At 64.6% G+C, this 7,428-nt stretch carries 7 protein-coding genes and 1 pseudogene; 3 read left to right on the forward strand and 5 right to left on the reverse strand.

Annotated elements, in window-relative coordinates; genetic code table 11:
* Window positions 1–34 precede the first annotated feature (34 nt).
* Genes ACX12F_RS26715 through ACX12F_RS26725 form a run of 3 tightly spaced genes read left to right on the forward strand, consistent with a single transcriptional unit; the run spans window position 35 to window position 2,672 of the window.
* Entirely contained in the window at window positions 35–1,066 is a 1,032-nt protein-coding gene (locus ACX12F_RS26715; RefSeq protein WP_459367256.1) for a phosphotransferase enzyme family protein, read from the forward strand.
* Window positions 1,067–1,085: 19 nt separating this feature from the next.
* Window positions 1,086–1,862, forward strand: a complete 777-nt coding sequence (gene fabG, locus ACX12F_RS26720; protein ID WP_459367257.1) for a 3-oxoacyl-ACP reductase FabG — start codon at window positions 1,086–1,088, stop codon at window positions 1,860–1,862.
* Window positions 1,863–1,886: 24 nt separating this feature from the next.
* The gene (locus ACX12F_RS26725) at window positions 1,887–2,672 is read left to right on the forward strand and encodes a GntR family transcriptional regulator (protein ID WP_459367258.1); all 786 of its coding nucleotides are present in this window, start codon (window positions 1,887–1,889) and stop codon (window positions 2,670–2,672) included.
* A gap of 68 nt (window positions 2,673–2,740) precedes the next feature.
* Here the strand turns inward: ACX12F_RS26725 and ACX12F_RS26730 are convergent, their stop codons facing one another.
* The 5 genes and pseudogenes from ACX12F_RS26730 to ACX12F_RS26750 all read right to left on the reverse strand — a co-directional run bounded on the left by ACX12F_RS26730 (window position 2,741) and on the right by ACX12F_RS26750 (window position 7,418).
* Window positions 2,741–4,102, reverse strand: coding sequence for a 9-bladed beta-propeller domain-containing protein (locus ACX12F_RS26730; protein ID WP_459367259.1), 1,362 nt, complete (start codon window positions 4,100–4,102; stop codon window positions 2,741–2,743).
* A complete protein-coding gene (locus ACX12F_RS26735; protein ID WP_459367260.1) occupies window positions 4,099–4,560 on the reverse strand; it encodes a hypothetical protein in 462 nt (153 codons plus the stop codon). Before ACX12F_RS26735 ends, ACX12F_RS26730 begins: the two co-directional genes overlap by 4 nt.
* A gap of 302 nt (window positions 4,561–4,862) precedes the next feature.
* Entirely contained in the window at window positions 4,863–6,221 is a 1,359-nt protein-coding gene (locus ACX12F_RS26740) for a WXG100 family type VII secretion target (protein ID WP_459367261.1), read from the reverse strand.
* Window positions 6,222–6,272: 51 nt separating this feature from the next.
* A complete protein-coding gene (locus tag ACX12F_RS26745; RefSeq protein ID WP_459367262.1) occupies window positions 6,273–6,557 on the reverse strand; it encodes a type VII secretion target in 285 nt (94 codons plus the stop codon).
* Window positions 6,558–6,706: 149 nt separating this feature from the next.
* Window positions 6,707–7,418: pseudogene (locus ACX12F_RS26750) on the reverse strand (MBL fold metallo-hydrolase).
* Window positions 7,419–7,428 lie beyond the last annotated feature (10 nt).

A 7,428-nucleotide genomic window follows, 5' to 3' on the forward strand; every position in this document is an offset into this window, starting at 1 on the left:
CACACCGCAGTTCAGGAGAGCCACAATGAGCGACATGGCCCGCGACCTAGCCCTAGCCGACTACGAACGCTTCGCCCGCGTCGCGCTGCCGCATTACCGGCTCGAGTCGGCGACCGTGACGCTCTTGAGCTACTCGGAGAACGGCACCTTCCTGGTCGAGACCGTGACCGAAACGGGTACGCAGCGCCAGGTCCTGCGCGTGCACCGGCCCGGCTACCACTCGCTGGCGGCCATCGAATCCGAACTCGACTGGATGGAGAGCCTGCGGTCCGACTCCGCCATCACGACGCCTCAGGTGATTCCCGCTCCCGACGGCCGGCGCGTGGTGGAGGCCCGGATCGGCGACGACGTCTGCCTGGTCGACATGTTCACGTTCGTCGAGGGCACCATCGCCGAGGACGACGCCTCGGACATCAGTTTCAGTGAGCTGGGCGCCATCACCGCGACGCTCCACGAGCACGTCCAGCGCTGGCAGCGACCCGAGACCTTCACGCGGTTCCGCTGGGATCTGGACACGATGCTCGGCGCCGCCGGTCGCTGGGGCAGCTGGCGTGACGCCCCGGCGCTCAGCGCCGAAGACACCACGATCATCGAAGAGGCCGAGCGCAAGGTCATCGAGCGCCTCACCGAGTACGGCATGGGGCCCGATCGCTTCGGGCTGGTCCATGCCGACCTGCGGATGTCGAATCTGATGGTCCACGAAGGCAAGATCACCGTCATCGACTTCGACGACTGCGGCTGGTCGTGGTATCTCGCCGACCTCGGTGCCGTGGTGTCGTTCGTCGAGGACACCCCGGACGCCGCGCGCATCATCGACGAATGGCTCACCGGCTACCGCAGTGTCCGGGACATCCCCGCCGCCGACCTCGCCGAGATCCCCACGTTCGTCATGCTGCGCCGTCTGATGCTGACGGCCTGGATCGGCAGCCATCCAGAATCGGGACCGGCGCAGACACTCGGGCATCGATACGCCGCTGGCACTGCACAATTGGCACAGGCCTACCTCACCGACCCGTCGTGGTTCCGGGTAGAGGGACCTGCCGCCGCTCCGACCCTCACCCACTGACTGACAGGACACGCGCCTCATGTTCGATCTCGCCAACAAGAACGTCGTCGTCACCGGAGCCACCAAGGGCATCGGTTACGGCATCGCCGCCGTCTTCGCCACCGCGGGCGCCAACGTCGCCGTCGCGGCCCGGTCGCTGCACGACCTCGAAACCGCGGTCGCCGGCCTCGACGGGCTCGGGCCCGGCAAGGTCATCGGCATCTCCGTCGACGTCGCCGATCCCCGGTCCTGTCAGGCCATGGCCGAGGCCGCCGTCGATGCCTTCGGCGGTATCGACGTGCTGTGCGCCAACGCCGGCATCTTCCCCGAGGCACCGCTGGCCACCATGACGCCCGACGACCTGTCCACAGTGCTCGACGTCAACGTCAAGGGCACCGTCTACAGCGTGCAGGCCTGCCTCGACGCGCTCACCCGCAGCGGCGCCGGACGCATCGTCATCACGTCGTCGATCACCGGTCCGATCACCGGCTTCCCCGGCTGGTCGCACTACGGTGCCTCCAAGGCCGCCCAGCTGGGCTTCATGCGCACGGCCGCAATCGAACTCGCGGCCAAGCGCATCACCGTCAACGCCATCCTGCCCGGGAACATCCTCACCGAGGGACTGCAGGAGATGGGCGAGGACTACATCGCCGGCATGGCGCGCTCCATCCCGGCCGGGACGCTGGGCACTCCCGAAGACATCGGCCACCTCGCCGCCTTCCTGGCCACCGACGAGGCCCGCTATCTCACCGGGCAGGCCATCGTCGTCGACGGCGGGCAAATCCTCCCCGAATCCCTGGACGCTCTCGCCGGGTGACAGTAGGTCGGTACGGTGAACCACATGGACGAGTCCGAGGGCGGCCCGGTAGCCGAGGATGTGCGGCGCCGCATCGTCAGCATGCTCGACGCCGGCACGCTTCGCCCGGGTGACCGCCTCGGCTCCGAACGCGAGATGGCCGAGCAGTTCGCAGTGTCCCGTGCAACGCTGCGCAGTGCCCTGGTGCCGCTGAGCCGCGCCGGGATCCTCGAGCGACGCAGCGGGCGCGCGGGCGGCACGTTCATCAAGACCGTGCTCGTGGAACGCAACGTCGCCGAGCTGTCCGGGCTGCCGAACCGGCTCAAGCAGGGCGGGCATTCCACCACGCGCAGCCGCGTGCTCTCCACGGCCCTGCGCGGCGCCACGGCCATCGAGGCACAGCGCCTGGGGGTCCAACCGGACACCGAACTCGTCGTCGTGCAGCGGCTGCGCTACGCCGACGGCTTCCCGCTGTCGGTCGACTGCGCGCACTTCCCCGCCGACCGGGTGCCAGACCTGCTGGAGCAGCCTCTCGGCGGCTCGCTGTACGACATTCTCGCCGTGCGCTACGACCTCAGACCCGTGACGTCGGTCGAGAGCATCGAGGTCGTCAGCGCCAACCCCCGCGAAGCCGCCTGGCTCGAAATCCCCACGCGCACTCCCCTGTTGGCAATGACGCGTGTCGCCTCGGATGCCACCGGCCGGCCCTTCGAATACTCCGAGGACCTGTTCCGCGCCGACCGCGTCCGGCTCGTCGCCAAGACCTCCGCGCTGACCGAGCGGGAAAGTCTGGGTACCGACGGCCGCGTCGAGCTCACCGTCACGGCGTAGGTTCCCCACCGAGCGTGCCGAGGGTGCCGAGGGTGTCCAGGGATTCTCACTAGTTTCAGTTCATTTACTCATTTACGCTGCGGCACAAGCGAAAACAAGTCATTCACACCACGGCCCAACAGCGTGGTGTTCACCCTCCATACTTCGCGCACAGTCACGTCCGGGGAGCCTGTGCCTGGCATGGCCCACGCGGTTTCGCATGTCGCCATATCCATGCCATAGGCGACCGATGACGGTTCGCCCGTCAGGATGGCGATCGCGCCATCAGAGCCGATGTAGCTGGTGGACAAGCCTTCGGCATCGCAGGCCTTTCCCTCGGTACCCGTTCGCAGGTCGAATTGCTGCCAACTTCGAAGCCGCTTGTCGGAGGCGACGTACAGGGTCGTGCCGATGAGCCGCGCGTAGAGCCGCAACGTCGGCTTGGGGATTTCGAGCAGTTGCCGCCCAGTTATCGTGACAACTCGAAGCTGCGACTCATCCTCCACGATCGGCACGTCGGGCGAGGTATTCACAAGGTCTCCGGCCATCTGCGCCAATAACCGGCCGGATTCATCAAGCAGAGCAACGCGGTCCGTGCCGTCTTGATCGTGGTAGCTGAACCCGAACCCACCGGCGTAGACGATGGCACCTCCGACTGATGCGTCACGCGCCGCTGAAGGCTTGACCGAGACGCCGTCGGCGACCGAGAAAACGACGTCGGGTGCCTTGAAAACACCTTGCGATGCAAACTTCATCGGCTGAAGGTCCGAATTGGGTCCCGCAGAATCCCCGAGCAGACCATCGCCCGGGACAAACCATGTCAGCTCGGCATGCGGGCCAACCCCATGAACACCACTGTCCGGCACCGCGGCGACCACGTAGCCACCTACCTGGCTCAAGCGTGGTTCGGGGCCTGATCCGTATGCTCGTAACTCAGTCGGGCCGTCGAACATCACGGCCCCAGTCTCGGTGTTGACGACCCACGCTCGGCGCGGTCCTTCTGCTGCTTCCCACACGCACAGCAACATTGCTGGCCCGTTCACGAAGCACCGGGTGCTGGCCGCACGTGCGTTGGGACCCAGCCGAACTGGGGCAAACAGCCGGTGACCATCCGCCACATTGACCCCGACGACTCGCCACCCATCGCCCGAGACACCGAGAAAGAAGCCGCGGTCCCCTAGGTTGCCCTCCGGCCGGATCATGGAATCCGCCGGCAATCCCAACTCAGCGGCCGTCACGCGCCAGCCGACCACCGGTTGCTTCCGCATCGACTGGGACAGCAGCAACTGTTGCGGCAATCCCAGCTGCTGTGCTGGGGGCAACGGTGGCAAAGCCTGCGGACTGCCATCTATCGGTCGCTGCACCACGACAATCACGGCAGCCACCACCGCGGCAGCCAAACCCAGGCCGCCTGCCGCGAACCACCAGCGGCGCCGGTCGCGACGCATCATTCGACCTCGAAATCCTGCGCCCGCAGCCGTTCGATCGCCCGGCCATCTGTGAGTTCGCCACGGTTTTCCGGATGCAGCCAGTAATGCCGGATCGCCCAGTAGATCGCACTTCCATAAGGTCCGTAACCATCTACGCTCTTGATGACCTGAGGCGGACCATCGCTCATCACCAACACTGCCGGACAGTACGGTGCTGCGCCCTTCGGCGCGTGGTCAATGACATCCACCACGTCATCCCACGCGCCACTGGCGGTCGTGGTAGCGGAGTTTGCGACCTCAAAGCCCTCGGGAGACAGTTTCAGATACCCCCAACCACTCGACCGCCCCCTCAGAAGAAGGTAGGAAAACCAACACACCAGCCCGGCAACAATAATTGGGTAGTAGATTTGCCTCGCGCCACCGATTCCGATTGCTAGCCGTCCGCTTGGGACATAGCAAACAAAAATGGTTCCACTCACGATTGCACCGACGATCGATAGCTCAAGGCACCGAGTCATTGTGCGGGGTGACCGGAAAACAGTCCCATCCACCTCAAGAGTCGGATGCCGACTAGCACGACCCATCCGCGCTCGCACCATTATTACAAGCAGAAACAGGACACAGATAAGCAACCCAATAGCGAAAGCTGAGGTTGGGTAATCACGTCGGCCAACAACATGCCAGACCCAAAAGAGGCAAATTACATTGAGCGCCAGGAAGCCAAAGATGAATAAATCCATGGCAACTTTTGGCGATTTCCAGTGCTCGGGCATTGGCAACATCATTTCGGACAAAATGACCCACCGACCTGAGTGCCTATCCACTCCATTCCCTTGCTCCCGCCGAACGCACCCGCGACCGCGAATAGCGGCACCGTAAATGGCGCCACTTCGGGTCCGCCTAAAGCACTGACTCCAGCACCGAACTTGGCGCCAAGCTCCGCCCCGGCCCAGCCTCCCGCATAATCACCGCCGACTCCGAAAACACCGGAGATACCGGCCACACAGGCCTCGTGGGGAGTCGGCGCAGCCGCCGCCTTGTACATGGTTGTCAATAGCCCCAGAGCCGGTCCACCATACCTGGCAGCCTTACCGATGTCCTTGACCGAATCCGGCGTCAGCCCAGGCAGGCCACCTCCCCGTCCGACATGTGCATCAAGACCGGTGAGCGCCCCGCCGACCACCGTCGGCGCGTCGCTGGTAAAGAACGGGTTGTCGGGCGGCAAAGCTCCGTGCCGCCCATCCGGCATGGTCCAACCCGCTGTTCGGTGCCCGTCAGGGGTCTCGGTGGCGAGGAAGAATGCACCGTTGTTCCCGAAATCCATCTGCGTGTATTTCACCTTGGTTCCAGGGTCAACCCAGGACGCCGTGTGAGAAAGCAAGTTGCCGTTCTTGTCGAACCAATTTGACCCAACATGATCCATCTTCTTCGTATTATTGAAGTCATACGTCGTGATGACCTTCTTGCCGCCGTCCGCCATGGTCAACGTGGTGACTCGATTGCCGTCCTTGTCAGTCGATTCGGTCGTGGCAATTCTGATAGTCGCCATATCTTCGCCACGGATGATGCCTTGCCGCGTCAATCCGTCCATGGTGAGCGGGTTCGGAACCTCGTCCGCCGGTTGTACCGGCCCGGTCGTCGGAAACCCCAAGCCGATGTCACTTGGCACGGGCAGCGCGAAGCCAAAATTCTTCGCAGCAGCCTGCACCGCAGCAGCCGTACCACTATCGGCGCCACCGACGGCAACCAGCAGCCGGTTGATTTCTACCTGCTCCGCTTCCGCTTGACGCTGGAGCGCGGCTGCCTTCTCCTCTGACATCTCGGCGGGCTTGATCAGCACCACCCACTGATCGCTGACGTGAAGTTCGGTCAGATCGATCGCGTCGGCTTTGTTGATGAGCGCCGCCCTGGCATTGCCAATATCTGACGCGCCCTTGGCAAGTGCCGATTTCACCGAGTTCGTGTACTTCGCGAAATCATCAGCAGCTCTCGTCGCCCGGCCGAACATCGCGGTCGCTGCGTCATGTGCAGAGCCCGACCATGCGCTCGCCTCAGGCATTCGCCTGATCTGGTCGTCGAGAGATCGAACCGCTGCCGCGATATCGGCGCCGCTCTTTCCCAGGGCACTACCCGCCGACATGAGAGAATCTGGCGACCACTTCTCCAACCTCGGTCTCGATGGCAGCATTGGTCAGAACAACCCTCTGAACGACCCGGCCAGGTCGCTGTCAGTCACCTCGTATTTGTCACCGGCGCCACGCACCGCCGCTCCCATACGCATGATGCTGCTTGCGATCTTCTCAGCCTCAGCGGCGATATGGGCTCCGACAACGCGGCATGCCCACTGCGTAGCGGAACCGGGTAACCCATCTCCAGCGCTACTCGCCTTGCTCCCCATGTCCGCGGCGCGGATCGCGTTCGACGCAATACCAACTTGGTCTGCGAACGCCCGCAAAATCTCAGGGTCAACCAGCATTCGAATCCTCCCCCGCCCTCGCGTTCGAGAATATCGCGCATCGAGAGTGCGGACCGTCAGCAAAACAGGAATTGGCCAATCTCGACCGAGTGCCGAGACTTGGCCAGACCCGAGCGCCAGTTGAGCTGGTTACCCGCTAAGCCAGGAATTCACCCGAACAGGTCGACTGCCCCGGCGATGCGTCCGGCGGCATCGCCGCGGATCGCTTCGCCATGGCCGAATCCCGCGATGCGGGCGCCCGTCGCAGCGATGGTGCCCGCGGCCCGGACCGCGGCAGGCCGATCGGTGTTGAAGACACCCACCGCCACTTGGCCATTGACTTCCGCGACGGCGTCGCCGGTGAGCACGGCATCGGCAGCCGGCAGATACAGCGCGATGCTGCCGGGAGTGTGGCCTGGCACGGCGACGACGCGGGCACCGCCAGCGAAGTCGAGCACGTCGCCGCCCGACACCGTGCGGTCGACGCGATAGGCCGGACCGTGCGGTGCGGCGTCGAAGTCCGGCCGCAGGATCCGCTCGCCGTCGGTGAGCACTGGTATCGGCCCGGCGGCGTCACCCGTGATGTACGACGAATCATGCTCTCCGGCAATGACTTCAGCACCGGACCAGCCCGCGATCTCGGCGGCGGCGCCGCAGTGGTCCTCGTGAAAGTGCGTCAGCACAATAAGTTTCACGTCGGCGGGTCGGCGATCCAGCGCGGCAAGGGCGTCAGCGATCAGCGTCGCGCTGTCGGGCCAGCCGGGTATCGATGAGCGTCACGCCGTCGGCATCGAGCCGCAGGTAGCAGTTGAGCAGATGTGCCCGTTCACCAGGGATCCGCAGTCGGTACAACGCGGGCGTCAGCTCGAGCAGATCGGCCATGTCCCCCACG

It is taken from the genome of Mycolicibacterium sp. HS_4_1, assembly GCF_054515875.1.

Excerpts from the sequence above, each read along its gene's own strand:
- fabG (WP_459367257.1), top strand. The coding sequence starts at position 1,086 with ATGTTCGATCTCGCCAACAAGAACGTCGTCGTCACCGGAGCCACCAAG.
- ACX12F_RS26715 (WP_459367256.1), top strand. The coding sequence starts at position 35 with ATGGCCCGCGACCTAGCCCTAGCCGACTACGAACGCTTCGCCCGCGTC.
- ACX12F_RS26725 (WP_459367258.1), top strand. The coding sequence starts at position 1,887 with ATGGACGAGTCCGAGGGCGGCCCGGTAGCCGAGGATGTGCGGCGCCGC.
- ACX12F_RS26745 (WP_459367262.1), bottom strand. The coding sequence starts at position 6,557 with ATGCTGGTTGACCCTGAGATTTTGCGGGCGTTCGCAGACCAAGTTGGT.
- ACX12F_RS26730 (WP_459367259.1), bottom strand. The coding sequence starts at position 4,102 with ATGATGCGTCGCGACCGGCGCCGCTGGTGGTTCGCGGCAGGCGGCCTG.
- ACX12F_RS26740 (WP_459367261.1), bottom strand. The coding sequence starts at position 6,221 with ATGTCGGCGGGTAGTGCCCTGGGAAAGAGCGGCGCCGATATCGCGGCA.